Origin of the sequence: Prevotella phocaeensis (genome assembly GCF_900065875.1) — a bacterium.
GTDB lineage: Bacteria > Bacteroidota > Bacteroidia > Bacteroidales > Bacteroidaceae > Prevotella > Prevotella phocaeensis.
Genome location: NZ_LT160625.1, coordinates 245,395 through 270,540 on the forward strand (window position 1 = coordinate 245,395; position 25,146 = coordinate 270,540).

The following is a 25,146-nucleotide window of genomic DNA, read 5'->3' on the forward strand; positions in this document are numbered from 1 at the left end:
AATAACATAGATTAAATGGACGAAAATCAGACAATGGATCAAGACAGGATCATGAAGATCAACATTGAAGAAGAAATGAAATCTTCGTACATAGATTATTCAATGTCGGTCATCGTGGCTCGTGCTCTTCCTGATGTACGTGACGGCTTTAAACCGGTTCACCGCCGTATTTTGTACGGCATGTTGGGAATAGGAAATACGAGCGATAAACCTTATAAAAAGTGTGCGCGTGTAGTAGGAGAGGTGTTGGGAAAATACCATCCGCACGGCGACTCATCTGTGTATGGCGCATTGGTGCGTCTTGCACAAGATTGGAATATGAGGTACACCCTTGTCGATGGTCAAGGAAACTTCGGTAGTGTAGACGGTGATTCGGCAGCGGCCATGCGTTATACAGAATGTCGCCTCTCAAAGATGGGCGAGCATATCATGGATGATCTTGAAAAAGACACCGTTGATATGGCCAATAATTTCGATGATACCCTGCAGGAACCGACGGTTATGCCGACGAAAATACCTAATTTGCTCGTAAACGGAGGCAACGGTATTGCCGTGGGTATGGCAACGAATATCCCGACACATAACCTCAACGAAGTAATCGATGGTTGCTGTGCATATATAAATAATCCAGCTATTGATACAGACGGATTGATGGAGTATATCAAGGCTCCGGACTTTCCGACAGGTGCATATATTTATGGCCTTCAAGGTGTAAAGGATGCCTACGAAACCGGCCGTGGCAGAATAGTAATTCGTGCTAAGGCAGAAATCGAGGTTGGAGAGAACCATGATAAGATTGTTATTACTGAAATACCGTATGGTGTCAATAAGCAACAACTTATCGAATATATCGCAGACCTTGTGAAAGAAGGTAAGCTCGAGGGTATTTCCAATGCGAACGACGAGTCTGGCCGGCAGGGCATGCGTATTGTGATAGACGTGAAAAGAGAAGCGAATGCCAATGTTATCTTGAATAAACTGTTCAAGATGACGGCTCTTCAAAGCTCTTTCTCCGTAAATTGCATTGCGCTGGTGAAAGGTCGTCCGCGGTTGTTGGCATTGAAAGACTGTGTGAAATATTTTGTTGAGCATCGCCATGAAGTAACAATCCGCCGCACACAATTTGAACTGAAGAAAGCACAGGAACGGGCACATATCTTGAAAGGTCTTATCATTGCCTGCGATAATATCGACGAAGTGGTGCATATTATTCGGGCATCAAAGACTCCGGCAGATGCACAGAAGAATTTGGAAAACAGATTCGAACTCGACGAATTGCAATCGAAGGCAATTGTAGACATGCGTCTTTCGCAGCTTACAGGGTTGCGTATGGACCAGTTACACGCAGAATATGAGGAGTTGGAAAGGCTGATTGCTCATTTGCAACAGATACTTGATGATCCTGAATTATGCAAAAAGGTAATGAAAGACGAACTCAATGAGGTAAAAGAAAAGTATGGCGATGACCGTCGTACTAAGATCATTCCAGCAGAACATGAGTTCAATGCCGAAGATTTTTATCCCAATGATCCTGTTGTTATAACAGTAAGTCACCTCGGATATATCAAGAGAACTCCATTGAGTGAATTCCGAGAGCAGGCCCGTGGAGGAGTTGGTTCTAAGGGAGCACGGCATCGCGAGCAGGATTTCACAGAATTTATTTATCCTGCGACAATGCATCAAACTATGCTTTTCTTTACCAAGAAGGGGCGTTGTTATTGGCTGAAATGCTACAATATTCCAGAAGGAGCGAAAGATGCGAAGGGCAGAGCTATACAAAATCTGTTAAATATCGAAAGTGATGATTCCGTTAATGCTATTCTGCGTCTGCGCGGTCTTGATGATGAAGAATTTATCAATTCACATTATGTCGTATTCGCAACAAAGAACGGAACCGTTAAGAAAACAAGCCTTGAGGCTTATTCTCGGCCTCGTACAAACGGAGTTATTGCCATTAACATTGCTAATGGCGACGAAGTGGTAGACGTAAGATTAACCAACGGGCACAATGAGCTGATTATGGCCAACCGTAATGGTAGGGCTGTTAGGTTTGATGAGAAGACCATCAGAACTATGGGACGTACTGCAACCGGCGTGCGGGGTATTCGTCTTGATAAAGGGGATGACCAAGTCGTTGGTATGATAGTAGTTAACGATTCTGTTCAAGAAACGGTAATGGTTGTTAGTGAAAACGGTTACGGTAAACGTAGCGAAGTAGAGGATTACCGGAAAACAAATCGTGGAGGCAAGGGAGTAAAGACCATGAATATTACTGATAAGACAGGACGTCTCGTTGCAATAAAGAATGTTACGGATGATAACGATCTCATGATTATCAATAAGAGTGGTATAACGATCCGCCTTGCTGTAGCTGATTGTCGGGTGATGGGCCGTGCTACTCAAGGTGTACGCTTGATAAATCTGTCGAAAAAGAATGATGTCATTGCAAGCGTATGTAAGACTATGAGTTCTGAATTGGAGGCTACCGTTGAAGAGGAAAGCCGTTTACAGTGGGCGCAGAAGAATGAGAACGCTCCATTGAATAACAGCGAAGAAGGAGACAAAACCATAACGTCTCCGCTTGACTTTGATGACAAGGTAGATGAATAAAGTAAAATTTAAAATAATAAGCTTATGAAAAAATTAATGATTATGGCTTTATTGGCACTTGGTGCCACTACAGTCTTTGCAGGAGATAGCGAACCGTTAAAGGCTATTATAAAAGCTAATGATTTTGCTACGGCGCAAGAATTGGTTAAGTCGAGCCTTTCGCAACTTCCGAATGACGAAGAAAAGGCGAAAGCTTACAATAAGTTGGTAGAATTGGCTATGTCTAAAGTTGAGAAAGAACAGACCATCATTACCCAAAATCAATTGGCTGAACAGTTAAAACAAGGTAAGGTAGAACCTTTTGATACAGCTGGCTACTATTCAGCTATTTATAATGCAATCACTAATGCAATCGAATGTGATAAGTATGATCAGATGCCTAACAGTAAAGGTAAGGTAAAACCAAGGTTTCATAGTGCCAACCAAAGCAAGCTTTATCCTTTGCGTCCGAACCTGATTAACGCCGGTCAAGAGGCGATACAAAAGAAAGATCAAGAGGCTGCACTTAAATATTTCGGTCTTTATGCTGAAAGTGCAAGTGCTCCTCTCTTTAAAGAAGTAGATAGAACAAAAACACCCGATACGTATTTAGGAGAAGTTGCACGTGTTGCATCCGTATATGCTTTCCAAAATAAGAATATGGAACTTGCAAACAAGTATGTGGATATTGCGATGTCTGACACGGCCACTTATAAAGAAGCCTTGGACCTCAAGGTTTACTATATGCAGCAAGGGCTGAAGACGCATGAAGATTCGTTGCAATTTGTTTCAAAGTTGCAAGAACTTTATGTAAAGAACCCGAAGAGCGATCAAATATTTATGACACTGTCTAACTTGTATGGAAGTTTAGGTCAGAAGGGTGAAATGGATAGACTTATCAATGAAAAAATCGCTCAAGAACCTAACAATTTTACGGCATGGGCTATGAAAGGACAGGCTGAAATGAATGCTCAAAAATGGGATGAAGCCATTGCAAGTTTCAAGAGAGCTGTAGAAATCGATACGAAGAATGCCTTGGTATTGACTTATTTAGGGTTCTGTATCAATGCTAAAGCGCAAAATATGAATAATCCTCAAGAACAGAAGAAGTTGTATACTGAGTCTGTAGGATATTTGGAGAAGGCCAAGGAAGTTGATCCGAATAGGGAGAAAGCAAATTGGAGCTATCCTCTTTACCAATGTTATTACAATCTCTATGGGGCTAATGATAGTAGAACTAAAGAGATGGAAGGTATGAATAAGTAATTTATTTAGTATAGTTGGTACATATAGAATAGGTGTGTACCAACTATATTTATACTCTCTATGAAGAACGAAGTTTCTTATACTTTGTTTATCTTGTTGTCAATACTCTTAATATTTGTAAGAAACGGGAAGATTTTCAATCGGGCAAGTCGATATCGTTTGGAGGTAAATACGATTATGAATTAATTTCTTACGGTTAAAGATAACGATTTTTATAATGTACTATTGTGCAAAGTTATTGCAATAGCCTTACCATATAACAGAATATGATAAAGCTACCTGATAAAATAACAGGTATCTTAGAGTAAAATTTTCGTCTGTTTATCCCTCTTGTATCCATAAAATAAAGAATTATAAACCGGCTGAATGATAGATTGATATCAAATTCGTATTTGAAAAGATTAGCTGAATACTTTCATTATACAAAAAATATTGTGTATTAGGTAAAAGAGAGAAAGTCGGGAAAACAGTCTTACATAAAAAGAATAATATATGATAAAGGGGCGACAATATATACTATTGTTTCTATTTTTCTTTGCCTTGAATGCCATTTATGGGCAAAAGAAAGAAATCGCACAGGCCCGTCAGTTTATTAAGAACGGGAATAATTTAGAAAATGCAGAAAGCATGATGACTAAATTATTACAAGATCCGATAAATAAAAACAATACAAAGATATGGAATACTCTTTTTAATGCAGTTAAGAAGCAGTATGAGTTAGGGAATGAAAAACTATACTTGAAGCAACAGTATGATACAGCCCAGCTGTTTATAATAACAAGACGGATGTTCAATATATTAGAGAGTTACGATTCTGTAGAGGCAATTCCCGACAGGCTTGGGAATATAAAAATAAAAAACAGGGACAAACATGCTGATTTTTTGAACCAATATAGAGCGAACCTGTATAATGGGGGAAATTTTTTCATCAAGAAACAAAATTTTAAGGAAGCATATGCCATGTTCAATGACTATATAGATTGTACAAGGCAACCATTGTTTGCGAAATATAACTATTTGCAGAATGATAAAATTCTCCCCGAAGCTGCTTATTGGACTGTTTATTGCGGATATAAGATGAAAGATGCTAAAGCGACTTTGCTTTATGCCGATATTGCTGCAAAAGATACGACGCATTATATGTATATGTTGCAATATTTGTCAGAAACGTATAAAATAGAAAATGATACAAGTCGTTATGTCGATTGCTTGAATGAAGGGTTTAATAAATATCCGACTTCGCCATTCTTTTTTCCTCGTCTGATAGATTACTACAGTCATGAGAAAGATTATGCTACAGCAATGAAGATTGTGAATGTTGCTTTGCAGATAGATAGTGCTAATGTGGTATACCAATTTGCGAAAGCCTCTGTTCTTTTGAATACCGGCGATTATACGGAATGTATTAAGATATGTGATAAAATAATTCTTGAGAATGATACTTTGGCGGATGCTTTTCTATTTGCTGGTTTGGCCTACTTCAATCAAGCGGCAGAGTTAGAAAGAAATGTACAGATAAGTCGTAGTGATAGACAGCGTATAATCAAGTGCTACCAAAAGGCATATCCGTATTTGGAACGGTACCGTGAGTTAGCTCCCGACCAAGAGAAAAAGTGGGGAATGCCTCTTTATAAAATATATTACACTTTAAACATGGGGAAGAAGTTCGATGAAATCGATAAAATAATAAGGGGAGAGAATAATGCAAATAAATGATACGCTTTCTAAATTAAAAATAACACAATTGAACCGTATGCAGGAAGATGCTATCGAAATGATACTGCATAATGATAAAGATGTTATTATATTGTCTCCTACCGGTTCGGGAAAGACATTCGCCTATCTACTTCCTCTCATTCAGTTACTCGACAGTCAATCAAACTCTGTGCAAGCTATAATTATTGTCCCGGGCAGAGAACTGACTTTGCAGTCTGCCAATGTATTGAAGTCCATGAACTCCGGCATACGTGCATTTGCCAGCTATGGTGGACGTACGACAATGGAGGAACACAAAGCAATATCACAAATTAAGCCACATATAGTCTTTGCTACGCCGGGAAAATTGAATGATCATATAGATAAAGATAATTTTAATACGAAAGATGTTAAGTTTTTAGTTCTCGACGAGTTCGATAAATGTCTTGAAATGGGGTTTCAAGATGAGATGAAAGCTATAATCGATAAGCTCCGTTCGGTAAGACGTCGCATATTGGTATCTGCCACCGATGCAGAAATTATACCCGATTTTGTAAATATAGGTCGAAGTTGTAAGATTGATTATTTATCTTCTAAAGAACAGATACCTAAAAGGATAAAGGTATATAAGGTGAATAGTCCTACAAAAGATAAACTCGAGACCTTATCTGGTTTATTAAAAACCGTTGGCGGAAAAAGCAGTATTGTCTTTCTTAATCATAGGGAAAGTGTAGAGCGAACAGCAGATTTTTTGTATAACAACGGCTTTGTAGTGAGTTATTTTCATGGGGGAATGGAGCAAAAGGCGCGAGAAGATTCATTATATCGTTTCTCCAACGGTTCGACAAATATCCTTGTTTGTACCGATCTGGGTTCTCGTGGTTTAGATATTCCCGATGTAGAAAATGTAATTCATTATCATATACCTGAAAACGAAGATAGCTATATTCATCGTGCTGGCAGAACAGCCAGATGGAAATCAAATGGAAATACTTATTTCATACTTGGTCCTGAGGAAAATATTCCAGACTATGTAAATAGTGTTATCGAAAATTTCTCTATTCCGGAAGAATTGCCTGCTCCTGCTTTGCCGGTTATGACAACCCTTTATATCGGAAAAGGCAAAAATGATAAGATCAGTAAAGGAGATATTGTAGGATTTCTTTGTAAAAAGGGTAAACTTAATATGGGAGATATCGGAAAGATAGATGTAAGGGATAGATATTCTTATGTAGCTATAAAGCGAACAACAATGAATACTGTCTTAGACTTAATTTGCGGTGAAAAAATAAAGGGATTGAGAACAATTATAGAACAAATTAAATAATAAAACGTAAGAAAATCGATTATTCAAAAAATAGATGGTGAATAATTTGTTTGTATCATACAAAAGATGTATCTTCACGGTCGACATTATATATGAACCGTTATTTATTAATTTTTTAAATACTCTAATCAGATGAAGAAGTACAACTTTAATGCAGGTCCATCAATGCTTCCTCGCGAAGTAATTGAAAACACAGCTAAGCAAATTCTGGATTTCAATGGTTCTGGTTTGTCACTTATGGAGATAAGTCATCGTGCCAAAGATTTCCAACCGGTTGTTGATGAATGTGTGGCTCTTATCAAAGAACTACTCAGTATTCCTGATGGTTATTCGGTAATTTTCCTTGGTGGGGGTGCTTCCCTTCAATTCTGTCAGGTTCCTTATAACTTTCTTATCAAGAAAGCTGCTTACCTGAATACAGGTACATGGGCGAAGAAAGCTATGAAAGAGGCAAAACTTTTTGGGGAAGTTGTTGAGGTGGCATCTTCTGCTGATGCCAATTATACTTTTATACCCAAGGATTGGACATGTCCGACTGATATAGATTATCTGCATGTCACAACCAATAATACGATTTATGGAACAGAAATGCGCAAAGAACTGGATATTCCTGTTCGTTTAATTGGCGATATGTCTTCCGATATTTTTAGTAGGCCGGTTGATGTAGCTTGTTATGACTGCATTTATGCCGGTGCACAAAAGAACCTTGCTATGGCAGGAGTGACCGTAATAATTCTAAAAGATGACGCTCTCGGAAAGGCTCCTCGTGAGATACCGACAATGTTGGATTATCGCACACATGTAGAAAAGGGTTCGATGTTCAATACTCCTCCTGTCGTTCCTCTTTATTCCGCTCTTGAAACTCTTCGCTGGATTAAAAGGAATGGTGGGGTAGAGGAAATGGATCGCAGGGCAAAAGAGCGTGCTGATATTTTATATAATGAGATTGATCGTAGTAAATTATTCCATGGAACCGTCAAAGAAGAAGACCGAAGCCTCATGAATATATGCTTCGTTATGAACGAAGAATACAAAGAACTAGAGAAGCCTTTCTTAGACTTTGCAATAGAAAGAGGTATGGTTGGAATTAAGGGACATCGTTCTGTGGGTGGTTTCCGTGCAAGTTGTTATAATGCACAGACAGTAGAAGGAGTTCAAGCCTTGGTAAAGGCGATGAAAGATTTTGAAGCGATGCATTAATTAATAAAAAGCCAAAGGTGTAATTTATGTTATGCCCATTATTATTAATCAAATTAGGGGAGTTCGTAATTTATATTATTTGAATTGTTCTAATTCCTTTCCTGAATGGAGAGATTTATTATAATATAGACTATGAAAATATTAGTAGCAACAGAAAAGCCCTTTGCCGCAATTGCGGTTGAAGGCATAAAAAAAGAGATAGAAAATATTGGTAATCAGGTTATTATGCTTGAAAAATATACGGGTAAGCAACAATTACTTGATGCGGTAAGTGATGCAGATGCCATGATTGTGCGGTCTGACAAGATTACCGCCGAAGTCCTTGACGCTGCGAAACAATTAAAGATAATCGTACGTGCAGGAGCCGGCTATGACAATATTGATACAGAATATGCAAAAGGAAGAGGAGTGATTGTGGAGAATACTCCCGGGCAGAATTCCAATGCTGTTGCCGAGTTGGTGTTTGGTTTGCTTGTATTTACCGTTCGTAATTTCTATAATGGTAAATCCGGTACGGAACTTAAAGGAAAGAAGTTGGGTATCCTCGCTTTCGGGAATGTAGGACGTAATGTGGCCCGTATTGCCAAAGGCTTCGATATGGAAATATTTGCTTACGATGCATTTTGCCCTGCAAGCGCAATCGAAGAAGCTGGGGTACATGCAGTAGCAAGTCAAGATGATCTTTTCAAAATGTGTGATATCGTATCGTTGCATATTCCTGCAACAGCAGAAACTAAAGGTAGCATTGATTATAAGACCGTTGCACAAATGAAAAAGGGAGGTATTCTTATTAATACGGCCCGTAAGGAAGTTATTAATGAGCCAGAATTATTGAAACTTTTTTCAGAGCGTGAGGACTTGAAGTTCATTACAGATATCAAGCCTGATGCTGACGAAGAGTTTGCAAAGTTTGAAGGCCGATACTTCTCTACTCCGAAAAAAATGGGAGCACAGACAGCCGAGGCGAATATCAATGCCGGTATTGCTGCCGCACGACAAATTAATGCGTTCTTTAAAGATGGCTGTACTAAATTCCAAGTAAATAAATAATTTTTTATCGTATTCGCACGGCAACAATACTCTTAGCCGTGCGAGTTTATTAATCAACTAAAACACAATATCATGGCAACAATAAAGCCTTTCCGCGGTCTTCGTCCTCCAAAAGATTTGGTTGAGAGAGTAGAATCTCGCCCATACGATGTTCTCAATTCTGAAGAGGCAAGAAAAGAAGCCGGTTCTAATGAGATGAGTCTTTATCATATTATCAAGCCTGAAATCAATTTCCCTGTTGGAACATCTGAATATGATCCGCGTGTTTATGAGAGCGCTGCAGAGCAATTTCAAAAATTTCAAGACAAAGGATGGCTTGTGCAGGATGAAAAAGAATTGTATTATATTTATGCCCAAACAATGAATGGCAAAACACAATATGGTCTTGTTGTCGGAGCTTATGTCAACGACTATCTTACAGGTGTTATCAAAAAGCATGAACTTACACGGCGCGATAAAGAAGAAGATCGTATGAAACATGTACGGGTATGCAACGCAAATATGGAACCTGTGTTTTTTGCTTATCCGGACAATAAAACTCTTGATGATTTGATTAACCGTTATGCTACAGAGAAACCTGAGTACGATTTCATTGCGCCTATAGACGGATTCCGCCATCAGTTTTGGCTTGTTAGCGATGATGCAGACATACAGACGATAACCGATGAGTTTGCTAAAATGCCGAGTTTATACATTGCGGATGGGCATCACCGTTCTGCTGCCGCAGCTTTGGTTGGAGCAGAAAAGGCAAAACAAGACTCTCATCATACAGGCAGAGAAGAGTATAACTATTTCATGGCCGTATGTTTTCAAGCTTCTCAACTGACAATCCTTGATTATAACAGAGTGGTGAAGGACTTGAACGGAATGACCTCTGATCAGTTTCTTGAAGCATTGAGCAAGAATTTTGTTATCTCATGTAAGGGAAAGGATAATTACAAACCGACAAAACTTCATGAGTTTTCATTATACATAGATGGTAAATGGTACAGTCTTATTGCAAAAGAAGGAACTTATGATGATACAAATCCGATAGGAGTGCTCGATGTGGACATCTCATCGCGTCTTATTCTTGACGAGTTATTAGGTATCAAGGATTTACGTTCCGACGAGCGGATCGACTTTGTTGGTGGTTTGCGTGGGCTCGGAGAGCTGAAACGGAGAGTCGACGACGGCGAAATGAGAATGGCTTTGGCTCTATATCCTGTGACTATGAAGCAAATTATGGATATTGCCGACAGCGGAAAGATCATGCCTCCTAAAGCAACATGGTTCGAGCCTAAACTGCGTAGTGGTCTTGTTATCCATAAATTATCTTGATTTGATGGTAGCCGAAGACACCTTTAAAACGATAACCAATAAAGTGGGCGAGGGATATTACACAGAGAAGCGGAGTAAATTCCTCGCCTTTGCGTATCATGTTACAACAATAGAACAAGTTAAAAACATTATATCCGATTGTCGTAAAAAATATTATGATGCCCGACATTGCTGTTATGCATATATGCTCGGTTTCGAACGAAAAGAGTTCCGTTCGAACGATGATGGCGAACCCAGCAGTACTGCAGGTAAGCCCGTATTGGGACAGATAATTTCTCATGAGCTTACCGATATTCTCATTATCGTAGTGCGTTATTATGGTGGTATCAACCTCGGTACTGGCGGACTCATCACGGCTTATCGTGAAGCAGCAGCAGACGCTATCTTGCATTCCGAAATAGAGACAAAGGTGGTAGAAGAAGTTGTTAACTTTTCATTTAGTTACGCGATGATGAATTCCGTAATGCGTGTAATCAAAGAATTGTCACCACGCATCATTAGTCAAGAGTTCGATAACACGTGCACAATCTCGCTCGCGATATCTCGGAGCAGGGCCGATCAGTTGCGCGAACGCCTGCGTAAATTATCCTTTGAATAATTTTGTTATATCGGAAATAAATATTACTTTTGCAAAACTTTTAGGAAGGTTGGCAGAGTGACCGAATGCGCTGGACTCGAAATCCGGTATACTCATTACGGGTATCGGGGGTTTGAATCCCTCACCTTCCGCCACCGTTAAAAATAGTGTTTCAGAAATGAAGTTATAATAACGGTTAAATAATAGCAAAATCGTTGTAAAATCAAGGTTTTACAACGATTTTTTGTATTCTTATTTCTACAGCTGAATAGCAACATATATGGGTTGACAGTCATAAAACGGTTTTTACTGCTATACAAAATTTTCAGGATGAAAAATGTAGCAGTGACAGTAAAATGAATAGCACATTGACTATCATGATCCTCTTGTTATCAGTGATTTATAGAGAATTTTGCAACATTGTTTAAGCATTAGATTATGAGAATAATTTTCAAGGTATCCTTCTACCTACGTTCAAACTATGAGAACAAAGAAGGGAAAGTCCGGTTCTGTATCTCGGTAAGACGAAAAACGAATACACGTATAAGGAGCATAAAATCTACATGTTTTCCCCTCGCCGAATTGACGCATTCGATGGATGTGGTAACTTGGCACAGGCTTGTGTTCCGTGAATGTAGTATTCCTGAGTTTCTACCACGTTTCCACATAGCCTGAAATGCCCGCTTCCTGTTCTCCGATTCTCTGCACAACGAAATCTAATCTCCGCCGTGTTTCCTCCAAGGAACAGAACAAAGTTCTTGCTGTTGCGCTTCTTGTGATTTATTTTTGTGATCGGTGGAGACAATTTCTCAAAATAGGTCGGATAACATTTACCAAAACAGAATTGCAATAGTCTCACCAGTTTATACCCGCTTCACAATACTTTTCAATCTAACGCTCGCCCTGCATAAATAGGCGTGGGAGTAGTTGCATGCAGGTCGGCAAGGCTTTTCCGGGCTTCCTTGTGGTCGGGACGGTCCAGAAGTCACGACTATGATCTAAGAACAGAAAAATATTACTCTTATGCTTTGAGTGCTTTAGCGAGGAACTTTGGGGTGAACCCTAAGGGGCTTCGGGCCACTTCTTCGGGCGAGCCGGTGGCAAGAATGGTTCCGCCACCACGCCCGCCTTCGGGCCCCATATCGATGATGTGATCGGCCAGTTTTATTACGTCGAGATTATGTTCGATGATAATAACGGTGTTACCTTTATCTACGAGTTTTTGTAGAACATTCATCAGGATGCGGATGTCTTCGAAATGGAGGCCTGTGGTGGGCTCATCAAGAATATAAAGCGTTTTGCCCGTGTCGCGTTTGGATAATTCTGTGGCGAGTTTTACGCGTTGGCTTTCGCCGCCGGAGAGTGTTGTGGAGGATTGTCCGAGTTTGATATATCCTAATCCGACGTCTTGGAGAGTCTTGATCTTTTGCAGGATGTTGGGTACGGTTTCGAAGAATTCTACAGCTTGGTTGATGGTCATATCAAGCACATCGGCAATGGATTTTCCTTTATAGCGTACTTCGAGCGTTTCACGATTGTAGCGCTTACCGTGGCAGACCTCGCAAGGGATCATTACATCCGGCAGGAAGTTCATCTCGATAGTTTTGTATCCGTTGCCTCCGCATGCCTCGCATCGTCCGCCTTTCACGTTAAAAGAGAAGCGTCCGGGCTTGTATCCTCTGATTTTAGCCTCGGGCAAATTAACGAACAGAGAGCGTATATCGCTGAATACACCTGTGTAAGTAGCGGGATTGGAGCGCGGTGTACGGCCGATAGGACTTTGGTCTACGTTCACTACCTTATCTATGTATTCGATGCCTTCGATCTTCTTGTATGGCATAGGCTTTTTGAGTGATCGATAGAAATGGTGCGAGAGGATGGGTTGCAATGTTTCGTTGATAAGTGTAGATTTCCCTGAACCGGAGACACCTGTTACTACGATCAGCTCTCCAAGGGGGAAACTTACGTCTATGTTCTTCAGGTTATTGCCACGAGCCCCAATGATGCGGATATGTTTACCATTGCCTTTTCTCCGATAGACGGGGAGAGGCGTGGTGTTGTCTTTGTTAATATCTCTTATTCTCGGAAGATCTATTTTTAGTTCTCCATTCAAGTATTGCGAAGTAATGGTGTGTTGTTTGAGCATATCTTTCGGTGTGCCTTGGAATACAACTTCGCCACCTTTACGTCCGGCCTTAGGACCGATGTCGACAATATAATCGGCTGCTAACATCATATCTTTATCGTGTTCTACAACAATAACGGTATTGCCAAGGTCTCTAAGTTCTTTCAGAGAATTGATAAGGCGCTCGTTATCTCGCTGATGCAGACCGATACTCGGTTCGTCGAGTATGTATAATACATTTACGAGTTGGCTTCCTATCTGTGTGGCAAGACGTATGCGCTGGCTTTCTCCACCCGAGAGGGTGGCCGATTGGCGATTGAGGGCCAAATAATCCAGTCCAACTTCAAGCAAGAAGTTTACCCTTGTCAGGAGTTCTTTCACTATTTCGGAAGCAATCTTCCTTTGTTGAGCATCCATATGTTCTTGCACATGTTCGAGCCAAAGCCGCAAGTCTGTCATATCCAAATCGGCAACTTCGGATATATTCTTTTCCCATATCTTATACGACAGCGATTCCGGTTTGAGCCTCATCCCATGACATTCCGGACATAAGGCTGTGCCAAGAAATTGGTCAGCCCACTTCTGACCGGCAGTGGAATCGTCGTTTTCAATAACTGTGCGTAAATATTTGACGACACCGTCAAAAGTAACAAAGTAATCTGATGATGTATGTACCAGTTCTTTACTAATCTTTACATTTTCGAGAGTGCCGTAGAGAATTTCGTCTACTGCCTCTTGTGGGATATCCTTGAATGGGGTTTTCAATGTACATTCATATTTTTGCAATATGGCATCAAGCTGCCAGAATATCATTTGGTTTTTATATTTGCCGAGAGGAACGATAGCTCCCTCGTAAATACTTAGTTTGTTATTGGGAATAACTTTGTTTAGATCGATCTCGTTCACATATCCCAATCCTTTACAATGTGGACAAGCTCCTTCCGGAGAATTGAAAGAAAAGATGTTGGGAGCAGCCTCACCATACGAAATTCCTGTTACAGGATCCATCAGTCGTTTGGAGAAATTACGTACTTTTTCCGTATCTTTGTCCATAATCATAATAACGCCATCACCTTGTTTCATTGCCGTTTGTACACTTTTTTTAAGCCTTTCGTTGTCTTTGTTTTGTACTTGCAGCTTATCGATAACAACTTCTATGTTATGGTTTTTGTAGCGGTCTACTTTCATGCCTCGTACGATTTCTTTAACTTCTCCATCTATGCGAATATAAAGATACCCCTTTCGGCGCATGCTTTCAAATAATTCACGATAGTGTCCCTTACGTTGACGTACGAGCGGGGCAAGGATATAAATGGACTTCTCTGCATAATCGGTCATAATCATATCCAATACCTTCTCCTCCGTATACTTTACCATTTTCTCACCGGAAAGATAACTATATGCTGTTCCAGCACGTGCGTAAAGTAGACGTAGGTAATCATATATTTCGGTAGTGGTGCCAACAGTCGACCTCGGATTTTTATTGGTAGTTTTCTGTTCGATACTGATAACAGGACTCAACCCCGTGATTTTATCAACATCGGGACGCTCCATGTTTCCGAGGAAATTACGTGCGTAAGCAGAAAAGGTTTCGATATAACGTCGTTGTCCTTCGGCAAAAATCGTGTCGAAAGCAAGAGAAGATTTGCCAGAACCGGATAGACCGGTGATTACAGTTAAAGAATTTCGCGGAATTACTACATCTACATTTTTAAGATTATGTACACGTGCTCCCCAAACATATATTTTTTCGTCTTCACGATCCATTTGCCAATTCCTATTTGAAAGATTAATTGTAGGATTTTTCTTTCCGAATATTTTCGGATGATATCAATTATTTCCTGATGTCGAGTTTGTGCCTTCTGTATATCCGCGTAATAAATTCACATCTCTCTTGATATTGAATGTACGCCCGTCGGCACCCTTTGCTTTCACTAAGCAGAAGTAAACGCCTTGTTTTACATCTTGTCCTTTATATTTACCATCCCATCCTTCAGACGGATTTGTCCATTCGTAAAGCAACTGTCCCCAACGGTTGTATATATAAGCATGAAAATCTGTAATACTCTGAAAACCATCTTTAGCCTTGTAAATATCGTTGATACCATCTCCATTCGGTGAGAATGCATTGGGAAATTCAAGTTTGCTTTCGGATATTGAAACTGTGATAGGCACATTCTCGGCCCAATATTCTTTTGTAAAAGCAACAGTGTCTGTACCTTGGGTGAATATAGCGTAAAGTATAATTCTATGGGTTCCTGCGGATGTGAATGTGTATTCGGTATCTTGCTCATATCTGACAAGATAAGGAGAATTTTCTCCTTCTTTTGTAAAACGCCATTCGTAATATGTTGTCCAGCCATTGGTGTTCTCGGCATTCGCTTTAAATTGTGCGACTATAGGGGCAGAACCTTGAAATGAGGTGACATCTTCAGCGGCTTCACCTGTCGAAGGAGTGAAAGTACCTGTAGGATTGATGGATGGCATTTGCTGTGCATCAACATTCAAGGTGCATGCAGCTAATATGATAGACAGAATAAATTGAAATTTCATTTTGAATGAATAATAATAATGCAAAAATACTCAATAAAGTTGATTTAGCCACTCTTTTTTTGTATTTTTGCACACATAATACGAAATAAATCATGTTATGAAATATATTTTAAGGTACTTTTTATCTTTAATATTTATCAGTTGCATTTCTTGGGGCTTTGCCCAAACCAAGACATGGCGCGAGATATATAAAGTTAAAAAGAAGGATACTATCTTCGGTATTGCAAGAAAATACGAGATATCCATTATGGAATTGATGGATGCCAATCCTGATATGAAGCTCGAAGGCTATTCTTTAAAAAAAGGAGATAATGTTTATATTCCTTATGCAAAGGATAAGAAAGTGGAAACGAAAGTGCCTGTTGTTTCTGAAAAGATAAAAAGGAGCGCCGATGATGTCCGTAAACGGGCAGTGCATATCGGTGTTATGTTACCTTTACATGATGCAGATGGCGATGGTAAACGTATGGTGGAATATTATCGTGGTATATTAATGGCATGCGATAGTTTAAAGAAAGAAGGAATATCTACAACTGTTTCTGCTTGGAATATTCCTCAGGAAGCTGATATAACACAAACACTTGCTACCGATGGAGTAAAAGATTGTGATATTATCTTTGGCCCACTATATACCAGACAGGTAAAACCTCTTGCGGGTTTTTGTAAGAAAAATGGTATTATGATGGTGGTGCCATTCTCGATATCGGGCAACGACATTGCTTCCAATCCCGAGATGTTTCAAGTGTACCAGTCGCCAGAATTGTTTAATGATATGGTATTAAACGCTTATATGGAACGCTTCTCCGGTTATCATGCCGTATTTGTAGACTGTAATGACACTACAAGTAAGAAAGGCGTATTTACATTTAGCCTGCGTAAACGTCTTGAGTCGAAAGGTTTGAAATACAGCATAACGAATTTAAAGTCAAGTGAGGTGAATTTTGCAAAGGCTTTTAGCCGCACCCAACCTAATATTGTTATTCTGAATACAGGCCGTTCACCGGAATTAAATGTCGCTTTTGCCAAATTAGATGGACTGAAAGTAAATGAGCCTTCTATATTCATATCACTGTTCGGCTATACGGAATGGCTGATGTATACGAAAGTTTATCTAAATTATTTTTATAAATACGACGCTTATATCCCAACTTCATTTTATTATAATGCCGTGGATAGGAAGACGCAACATTTGGAAAACGGTTATCGCCATTGGTTTAAAACCGACTTACAATATGCATTGCCAAGATTTGCCGTCACCGGTTATGACCATGCAAACTTTTTTATTAGAGGGTTACACCTACAAGGAAAAACATTTAGCGGTAGTAAGTATGCTGTCAGATATAAGGCTTTGCAGACTCCTCTTAACTTTAAGAAATTAGGAAGCGGTGGGGGAGCCGTGAATAGAAATTTTATGTTGATACATTACAATCGTAACCAGACGATTGAATCAATTACCTATTAATTATGAATATGCGCAAATACGCAATCATATTGTTTATGACTCTTTCGCTAAGTGCAACAGCACAGATTGGACAGCATCGTAACGATTTGTCGATAGGTGTAAATGGCGGTTATGCCATGAGCAATGTTGGTTTTACGCCCAAGGTTACCCAAGGAATGCACGGAGGCATTACTGCCGGTCTTTCTTTACGCTATGTCTGCGAAAAGTATTTCAGTACAATATGTTCGATCTATACGGAAATAAATTACGCACAAATAGGATGGAAAGAGCGAATAGTTGATATTACAAATGCGCCTGTAATTAATGCGGAAACCGGCTTGGCAGAGAAATACAATCGTACCTTAAATTATATTCAGATACCTGTATTTGCCCATCTTGCTTGGGGAAAAGAACATGCGGGAATTCAATTCTTTTTTCAGGCGGGACCTCAATTCGGTTATCTGCTTAGTGAAAGCACAAAGGCCAACTTCGATGTTGCTAAACCTAATTTAACCGATCGCTCCAATAAGGAAATATCGCAATATTCCATGCCTGTAGAGCATAAAATAGATTACGGGATAGTTGCCGGAATCGGTATGGAATATACTATACCCAAGGTTGGGCATTTTCTTTTAGATGGTCGTTATTACTATGGACTTGGAAATATTTACGGCGATTCCAAGCGCGATTATTTTGCTAAATCCAATTTAAGCAACATTGTTGTGAAACTGACCTACCTTTTCGATATAACTAAAACAAAATAATAATAAAACTATGTTTGAAAATCAACCTAAAGGTCTTTATGCTTTAGCATTGGCCAATACTGGCGAGAGATTCGGTTATTATACGATGCTCGCGATTTTTACGCTGTTCCTGCAGGCTAAGTTCGGATACGATGAATCGGAAGCCATCAAAATTTATTCAGGCTTTTTGGCCGGTGTATATTTCCTACCTTTGCTGGGAGGTATCCTTGCAGACAAGTTCGGATACGGCAAGATGGTTATATCCGGCTTTTTGGTCATGTTCATAGGTTACTTACTGCTTGCCATCCCTACTGCTGCCGATAACAGTGGTTATTGGATTATGATAGGAGCTTTGTCGCTCATTGCATTAGGTACCGGTCTTTTTAAAGGCAACTTGCAGGTGATGGTTGGTAATCTGTACGACGATAAGCGCTATAGTACCAAGCGTGATACAGCCTTTTCGCTGTTTTATATGGCCATCAACATCGGTGCAATGTTTGCCCCTACGGCTGCAACAGCCATCACCAATTGGATGATGGGCAAAGACGGATTTATTTACGATGGGCGCGTTCCGGCCATTGCGCATCAGATTATCGATGGTAGTGCGTCGGAAGCAAACCGCCAATTGGTGCAGGGATTAATCGATAACCATAAGATTGCCACCCATTTTACGGGTGACTTAGTTACATTCTCCCATCAATATATCGACAGCCTTTCGCAGGCTTATAACTATGGTTTCGGTATCGCGTGCATCTCGCTCATCGTTTCGGCACTGATTTATTTTACATGTCGGCGTACATTCAAGCACATAGAAGGTAATTCGAAACAGATGGCAGCTGCGGTAAAAGATGGGAACGATGTAAATATGACGGAGGTGAAGCTCACTCCGGCAGAAACTAAACAGCGCATCATTGCCTTGATATTGGTGTTTATCGTGGTTATTTTCTTTTGGATGGCATTCCATCAGAACGGCGCGACGCTTACTTATTTCGCGCGCGATTATACGGCCAGCAGCGTTACCGGCTTTACCCGCATCGGTTTCAATGTGTGGAGTATTGCACTCATAGCGGTTCTTGTTTATGCTTTGTTTGCGGTTTTCCAATCTAAGACAGGTAAAGCACGCATCATAGCAGGCGGGGTGAGTGTGCTATGTGTGATAGGTATCGGTGCTATTTATTTCGATATGGACAGTGTAGTGAACATACTTCCGCAACAGTTTCAGCAGTTTAATCCGTTCTTTGTAGTTGCTTTAACTCCATTTTCGTTGCTTCTGTTCTCATGGCTTGCCTCGAAAGGTAAGGAGCCATCGGCACCTCGCAAGATCGCATTAGGCATGCTTGTGGCAGCGGTGGCATATTGTCTACTCACATTCGGTAGTATTGGCATGCCTACACCGGCCGACTTAAAGACCGATGCAAACCTTCTAACCAATCCAGCTTCGCCCAATCTGTTGATCAGCACCTATCTGATCCTTACGTTTGCCGAACTGTTGTTGAGCCCGATGGGTATTTCTTTTGTCAGCAAAGTGGCACCTCCCAAACTCAAGGGAGCTATGATGGGTGGCTGGTTTGCCGCTACGGCCGTGGGTAACTATGCCGTTCGGGTGCCCGGACTCTTGTGGTTACACTTACCGTTGATTGCTATTTGGAGTATATTGATAGCACTCTGTTTACTTGCGGCGATGTTCATGTTCATTATGATGAAGCGTCTCGAGAAAGTTTGTTAGCTCAGATACTTTAACATTATCAATGAGGGAAAGTTCGTATATTATGAACTTTCTCTCATTTTGTGTTATTTCGATATATATCAGAAATATTCGTTTTCGCGTTGATATTCCGTTGTTATACATGATACGGTAACTGTGTGCTTTGGCGGGATATGGGGATAACGAACAATAGATAGTTGTCTTATGCTTAACAGGCCTGATGTATGTTGTTGATATATATCAGGCTTGTCGATAATAAAGAGGTACAGTATCTGTTGTATCGATTACTTCTGTCGACAGTATAAAGGTCGAGGGCATGTTCACAACACCCTATCAACAGACGTTTTTCCTAAAAAAGTGCGTGATAGCGGTATGTATTTATGTATTATAATACGCACATGAAAGACAGATATGTGTATTCTAATTCCGATACTCACAATAATTGGGCGAGATGTAAAGAGAAAATTCAAATCACCGATGGGAAGAAAATAAACGTAGATAGTCTGCCGGTTATGAAGTATTACACCGAGGAACATTTGTACGTGAGGCGCATTGAATATTATTCGTTACTGCAGAAATAGTCAAGTATGTAGTATAATTAGCTTGAATGTGCGCAAAGTGGAAACATGATTAAAAAATACTAATCTATTTGTACATGTGGCAATTATTTCCTATTTTTGACCATGAAAAGTAAAAACTTGTACAAGTGAAAAAACAGATATTTATAACTTTATTGCTATTATTCTCATTATATAGCTCTGCACAAAAGGTTACTTTGGGCTCTTGCATCACACATGACAAGGGCGTATATAAAGGCGAAATGGTTTCCGGAAAGCCGAACGGTAAAGGTAATACGCTTTGGAAAAATGGCGATACCTACGAAGGAGAATACGTAAAAGGTAAACGTCAGGGATATGGTATTTATGCCTTTTCCGACGGGGAGAAATATGAAGGGCAATGGTATCAGGATCAGCAGCACGGTAAAGGTACCTATTATTTTGCCAATAATAATAAATATGTGGGATTATGGTTCCGAGATTACCAACAAGGACACGGCACCATGTATTATTATAACGGCGATAAATATGAAGGAGAGTGGTATCAGGACAAACGTCAAGGTAAGGGGATTTATACTTTTGCGAGCGGTGCATATTACAAAGGGCAATGGGCTAACGACCAAAAAAGCGGCAAAGGTTTCTTTGATTGGGGAGACGGAACGACTTACGACGGTATGTGGATGAATAATCAGCGGTCGGGGAAAGGCGTAAACAGATATGCTGACGGCGATGTATATAACGGAGATTGGAAGAACGATATACAGAACGGACGCGGGGTATATAAGTTTCAAAACGGCGATATATATGAGGGTGATTACAATCAGGGCGAGCGTACAGGCGAGGGAATTTTTAAGTATGCCAACGGTGATAAGTATACCGGTCATTTCAACGAAGGCGATAAAGAGGGAACAGGAATATTGGCATGGAAAAACGGAGACTCGTATTCGGGCCAGTGGAAAAACGATAAACAGAACGGGCGCGGTAAACTTATCAAGCGAAACGGCGATGTGTTCGAAGGCAATTTTAAGAATGGAAAAATCGATGGAAACGTTGTTATCCACTATGCCGATGGCAGTAAATTCAAAGGAACATATAAGAACGGACTGCGTAATGGGCCAGCTATAGAGGAAACCAAAGACGGAGTACGCTTTGAAGGTTCGTATTCTAACGATAGAAGAAACGGCAAATTCGTTGAGAAAGATCGTAACGGACAGATAACGAAAAAGGGACGTTATGAAAGCGGACGGCGTTTCGAAGAGTAATCAATAATAATCGTAGCAGACTATGGCAATGAAAAAAACATCGAAAAAAAACGCAGTTTTGAAAGCTGCTATTAGGAATAAACAACCCGAACATATAGGTTTGGTGAATAAAGACGCTTATCTTGAACCTTTTGAAGAGGCCATACGCGGACGGCATGAACATGCACTGTGGAAGTTGAATGCACTGACTGGACAGGGAAAAAGAAGTTTATCAGACTTTGCAAATGGCTATAAATACTACGGACTCCATAAAGTTTCGCGCGGTTGGGTGTTCAGAGAGTGGGCACCTAATGCCACTGCAATATATTTAGTCGGCGATTTTAACGATTGGAAAGAGACCGACAAATTCAAGGCTACACGTATAGAAGGGACGGGAGATTGGGAGTTGAAACTTCCTGCCAAAGCTCTGAAACACGGAGATCTGTATAAAATGCATGTATATTGGGAGGGTGGCTATGGAGAACGTATCCCTGCTTGGACGCAACGTGTTGTACAGGATGAGCATACTAAAATATTCTCTGCACAGGTATGGGCGCCAAGTGTACCTTACGTATGGAAGAAAAATACTTTTCATCCGAAGACTTCTCCGCTGTTGATATACGAATGTCATATCGGCATGAGTCAAGATGCCGAGAAAGTTGGAACCTACAGGGAATTTAAAGATAATGTGTTGCCGAGGATAATCCGTGCCGGCTATAACTGCATTCAGATTATGGCTATTCAGGAACATCCGTATTATGGGAGCTTCGGGTATCATGTAAGTTCTTTCTTTGCCCCGTCTTCTCGTTTCGGCACTCCAGAGGAGTTAAAGGAATTGATTGATACAGCTCATGCCAATGGCATAGCTGTAATTATGGACATTGTGCACTCTCATGCCGTTAAAAACGAAGTGGAGGGCCTCGGTAACCTTGCCGGCGATCCGAACCAATACTTCTATTCGGGTGACAAACATGAGCATCCTGCGTGGGACAGTCTTTGTTTCGATTACGGTAAAGATGACGTCATACATTTCCTTTTAAGTAATTGTAAATACTGGTTATCCGAATTCCATTTCGACGGTTTCCGCTTTGATGGTGTAACATCTATGCTTTATTATAGTCATGGATTGGGCGAAGCCTTTACAAATTACGGTGATTATTTCAACGGACACGAAGATGATAACGCCATTTGTTATCTTACACTCGCCAACAAACTTATCCATGAAGTGAACTCACATGCCATTACTATCGCAGAAGAGGTAAGCGGAATGCCCGGGTTGGCAGCTAAGTTTGAAGACGGCGGATATGGTTTTGACTATCGTATGGCCATGAATATTCCGGATTTCTGGATAAAAACCATCAAAGAATTACGTGACGAAGATTGGAAACCGAGCAGTATCTTTTGGGAGGTAAAGAACCGGCGTGCGGACGAGAAAACAATCTCCTATTGTGAAAGTCATGACCAAGCTCTTGTCGGAGATAAGACGATTATCTTCCGTCTTATTGATGCCGATATGTATTGGCACTTCAAGAAAGGGGATGAAAACGAGCGGGTACATCGCGGTATAGCTTTGCACAAGATGATACGTCTTGTTACTGCGTCGGCAATCAATGGGGGATATCTTAACTTTATGGGGAACGAATTCGGGCATCCTGAATGGATAGATTTCCCGCGCGAAGGTAATGGTTGGAGCTATAAATATGCAAGACGCCAGTGGAACTTGGTTGATAATAAAGACTTGGATTATCATTATTTGGCCGATTTCGATAGAGAAATGCTAAAAATAATAAAGAGTATACGCAATTTTAACAGAACTGCAATCAATGAAATCTGGCATAATGACGGCGATCAGATACTTTGTTTCATGAGGGGAGATTTGGTGTTTGTGTTCAATTTCTCGCCTATACGTTCTTATACCGACTATGGTTTTCTTGTGCCGACGGGTAGTTATAGCGTTGTATTAAATACTGACTCCAAGGATTTTGGCGGTAATGGATTGGCCGATGACACAATGACTCACTTGACAAACTATGATCCCCTTTATGTCAATGAGCACAAAGAATGGCTCAAATTATATATTCCGGCACGTTCTGCAGTAGTATTGAAAAAGAATTAAAGATACGGATTTTGAATAATTATATGCGAAACTTCGGGAATAGCACAAAGGTAATAAGACTTTCGTGTGCTATTCTTTTTATCGTTTTTACGTTCGTCTATCTGTATTATTATCAGGCAGACATTCTCGCTGTTGCCCAACATATCTTATCTTCCGGACGCACACAATACGACAGAAAGATAGGAGCTGTACTTATTACAATAGTACTTTACTTGCTTCACATCGGCATCGCTTCTGTGATAAAGACAGGGAAAGTTGGTTATTCCTTAACGTTTTTCCCGTCATTGTTGGTATTGGCTTTTATCACCGATATAGAGGCTAAGTCTGCCAATCAGATATGTTTCGGTGTATCCGGATGGGTGTTTTTGTTGTTGAGCGTTGTTTATGGCATGCTTCTTTGGGCGTGTTATCGATTGAAGACTTTGAGTGAAAGCAGTTCGAAAATCCTTTTTAGCAGATTTGTATGGAGCGATTTCCTGATGATGTTCCTCATGTTTTTTATGGTAGGCACCGTGAGCAGTCATAACGAAGTATTTCATTATCGTGCCCATATGGAGCAAAGTCTGCTTGATAACGGCTATAATGAAGCATTAGCTACGGGTAGGAATACGTTGCAGACAGACTCTTCGCTTACGATGTTGAGGGCTTTTGCCCTTTCTAAAAAAGGAACATTGGGTGAATATCTCTTCGAATATCCGCTGATAGGAGGTTCCAAAGCGTTGCTTCCCCATAATAATGTAGGAACATTTATGTTACCGGAAGCCGTGATATACCGTAATGTGGGCGTTGTATTGAGGCAGAAGTTAAGCCCGTTGGAATACCTTGAATATATAGAAAAACATCATCTTGCAAAGAAAGCAGCAGCAGACTATCTGCTTTGCGGTTATCTGCTTGATAAGAAACTCGATGCTTTTGTAAATAACATATCGAAGTATTACGACATAAAGGGCACATTGCCGAAGCATTATCGAGAGGCTTTGATTTTATATACCCATCTGCGTTCCAACCCGAAGATCGTCTATCATAGCAATGTGATGGATACGGATTTTCAAGATTTCCAAGATTTAAATCGTAAATATCCCAGACGGGCAGAACGAGTGAATGCCGTTCGGGATATCTATGGAAAAACCTATTGGTACTATTATCTATATGCTACTTCTTAACTTCACGTAATGCTTTTACCCAATCGGTATCGACAGAGAATTGGGTTAGATATTTGGCATTATCTACATAGGCATAAACAGTTTCTTTGTCCATATCGTTGAATAATGCATTATGGGTTGTCGCATTCTTGAAGTTTGCCATAATTATTTCTTTATCGTCTTTCTTCTTTGAGTTGGAAAGACGTTTGAGATAAAGGTTTACAAACTCGATCATAGCATCTGTCTGTTGTCCGAGCTCATACTCTGTAAACGTCTTCGACTCGGCAGCTTTCATCAGCATATAATAAATAGCGTCCCATTTGAATGTTGCAATTTTCCTTTCCTCAATATCCTTGGTCGTATCGTTTTTAATCCTTTCTTGCTGTTTCATAATGTTTTTAACTTCCTTGAATATCTCTTGTGCAGACACATTAGAGACAGCCAACAGCCCCAGTGCAATCATTACTACTATTTTCTTCATAATTCTCTTCATTTATAT

At 40.2% G+C, this 25,146-nt stretch carries 18 protein-coding genes, 1 tRNA gene and 2 pseudogenes; 16 read left to right on the top strand and 5 right to left on the bottom strand.

All coding sequences use genetic code 11. The features are described from left to right. Positions 1–15 precede the first annotated feature (15 nt). The 9 genes from gyrA to BN3912_RS07745 all read left to right on the top strand — a co-directional run bounded on the left by gyrA (position 16) and on the right by BN3912_RS07745 (position 11,179). Positions 16–2,610: a DNA gyrase subunit A gene (gene gyrA, locus BN3912_RS07705; RefSeq protein ID WP_023983005.1), complete on the top strand. Its 2,595-nt coding sequence runs from the start codon at positions 16–18 to the stop codon at positions 2,608–2,610. A 24-nt stretch (positions 2,611–2,634) separates the two neighbouring features. After that, positions 2,635–3,855, top strand: a complete 1,221-nt coding sequence (locus tag BN3912_RS07710; protein ID WP_023983006.1) for a tetratricopeptide repeat protein — start codon at positions 2,635–2,637, stop codon at positions 3,853–3,855. Positions 3,856–4,347: 492 nt separating this feature from the next. Further along, complete coding sequence (locus BN3912_RS07715) at positions 4,348–5,571, top strand: tetratricopeptide repeat protein (protein ID WP_023983007.1); 1,224 nt, start codon at positions 4,348–4,350, stop codon at positions 5,569–5,571. Further along, positions 5,558–6,877 (top strand): DEAD/DEAH box helicase, encoded by a 1,320-nt coding sequence (locus BN3912_RS07720; RefSeq protein ID WP_023983008.1) that lies wholly within the window; start codon positions 5,558–5,560, stop codon positions 6,875–6,877. The genes BN3912_RS07715 and BN3912_RS07720 overlap by 14 nt, the downstream gene beginning before the upstream one ends. A gap of 132 nt (positions 6,878–7,009) precedes the next feature. Continuing rightward, the gene (serC, locus tag BN3912_RS07725; RefSeq protein ID WP_023983010.1) at positions 7,010–8,077 is read left to right on the top strand and encodes a 3-phosphoserine/phosphohydroxythreonine transaminase; all 1,068 of its coding nucleotides are present in this window, start codon (positions 7,010–7,012) and stop codon (positions 8,075–8,077) included. Positions 8,078–8,209: 132 nt separating this feature from the next. Beyond that, complete coding sequence (locus BN3912_RS07730; protein WP_023983011.1) at positions 8,210–9,127, top strand: NAD(P)-dependent oxidoreductase; 918 nt, start codon at positions 8,210–8,212, stop codon at positions 9,125–9,127. A 72-nt stretch (positions 9,128–9,199) separates the two neighbouring features. Then, positions 9,200–10,447 (top strand): DUF1015 domain-containing protein, encoded by a 1,248-nt coding sequence (locus BN3912_RS07735; RefSeq protein ID WP_023983012.1) that lies wholly within the window; start codon positions 9,200–9,202, stop codon positions 10,445–10,447. Between the two features lie 4 nt (positions 10,448–10,451). Next, positions 10,452–11,045 (top strand): IMPACT family protein, encoded by a 594-nt coding sequence (locus tag BN3912_RS07740; RefSeq protein ID WP_064972298.1) that lies wholly within the window; start codon positions 10,452–10,454, stop codon positions 11,043–11,045. Positions 11,046–11,088: 43 nt separating this feature from the next. Continuing rightward, a tRNA-Ser gene (locus tag BN3912_RS07745) sits at positions 11,089–11,179 on the top strand. Between the two features lie 496 nt (positions 11,180–11,675). Here BN3912_RS07745 and BN3912_RS12660 read toward each other — a convergent pair. The 4 genes and pseudogenes from BN3912_RS12660 to BN3912_RS07755 all read right to left on the bottom strand — a co-directional run. Further along, positions 11,676–11,762: pseudogene (locus BN3912_RS12660) on the bottom strand (DUF3408 domain-containing protein); the annotation flags it as partial. Next, positions 11,746–11,942, bottom strand: a pseudogene (locus BN3912_RS12520) (thymidylate synthase); the annotation flags it as partial. The pseudogenes BN3912_RS12660 and BN3912_RS12520, both read right to left, overlap by 17 nt. 103 nt (positions 11,943–12,045) lie before the next feature. Continuing rightward, positions 12,046–14,916: an excinuclease ABC subunit UvrA gene (uvrA, locus tag BN3912_RS07750; protein ID WP_023983014.1), complete on the bottom strand. Its 2,871-nt coding sequence runs from the start codon at positions 14,914–14,916 to the stop codon at positions 12,046–12,048. A gap of 63 nt (positions 14,917–14,979) precedes the next feature. After that, the gene (locus BN3912_RS07755) at positions 14,980–15,702 is read right to left on the bottom strand and encodes a T9SS type B sorting domain-containing protein (RefSeq protein ID WP_023983015.1); all 723 of its coding nucleotides are present in this window, start codon (positions 15,700–15,702) and stop codon (positions 14,980–14,982) included. Positions 15,703–15,799: 97 nt separating this feature from the next. Between BN3912_RS07755 and BN3912_RS07760 the strand changes: the two genes are divergently transcribed. The 7 genes from BN3912_RS07760 (at position 15,800) to BN3912_RS07790 (ending at position 24,668) form a co-directional block, all read left to right on the top strand. Then, positions 15,800–17,164 carry an amino acid ABC transporter substrate-binding protein gene (locus BN3912_RS07760; protein ID WP_023983017.1) on the top strand — a complete coding sequence of 455 codons (1,365 nt, stop codon included), beginning with the start codon at positions 15,800–15,802 and terminating at the stop codon, positions 17,162–17,164. Between the two features lie 2 nt (positions 17,165–17,166). Continuing rightward, positions 17,167–17,907 (top strand): porin family protein, encoded by a 741-nt coding sequence (locus tag BN3912_RS07765; RefSeq protein ID WP_036858873.1) that lies wholly within the window; start codon positions 17,167–17,169, stop codon positions 17,905–17,907. A gap of 10 nt (positions 17,908–17,917) precedes the next feature. Then, positions 17,918–19,612: a peptide MFS transporter gene (locus BN3912_RS07770; RefSeq protein ID WP_023983019.1), complete on the top strand. Its 1,695-nt coding sequence runs from the start codon at positions 17,918–17,920 to the stop codon at positions 19,610–19,612. Between the two features lie 377 nt (positions 19,613–19,989). Further along, positions 19,990–20,172 carry a hypothetical protein gene (locus BN3912_RS07775; RefSeq protein WP_023983020.1) on the top strand — a complete coding sequence of 61 codons (183 nt, stop codon included), beginning with the start codon at positions 19,990–19,992 and terminating at the stop codon, positions 20,170–20,172. A 125-nt stretch (positions 20,173–20,297) separates the two neighbouring features. After that, positions 20,298–21,410: a hypothetical protein gene (locus BN3912_RS07780; protein WP_023983021.1), complete on the top strand. Its 1,113-nt coding sequence runs from the start codon at positions 20,298–20,300 to the stop codon at positions 21,408–21,410. A 28-nt stretch (positions 21,411–21,438) separates the two neighbouring features. Beyond that, complete coding sequence (locus tag BN3912_RS07785; RefSeq protein WP_230204678.1) at positions 21,439–23,505, top strand: alpha amylase C-terminal domain-containing protein; 2,067 nt, start codon at positions 21,439–21,441, stop codon at positions 23,503–23,505. Then, positions 23,451–24,668, top strand: coding sequence for a DUF6057 family protein (locus BN3912_RS07790; protein WP_230204679.1), 1,218 nt, complete (start codon positions 23,451–23,453; stop codon positions 24,666–24,668). The genes BN3912_RS07785 and BN3912_RS07790 overlap by 55 nt, the downstream gene beginning before the upstream one ends. Here BN3912_RS07790 and BN3912_RS07795 read toward each other — a convergent pair. After that, positions 24,658–25,128: a hypothetical protein gene (locus BN3912_RS07795; RefSeq protein WP_023983024.1), complete on the bottom strand. Its 471-nt coding sequence runs from the start codon at positions 25,126–25,128 to the stop codon at positions 24,658–24,660. The two genes, BN3912_RS07790 and BN3912_RS07795, sit on opposite strands and share 11 nt — an antisense overlap. Between the last annotated feature and the right edge of the window lie 18 nt (positions 25,129–25,146).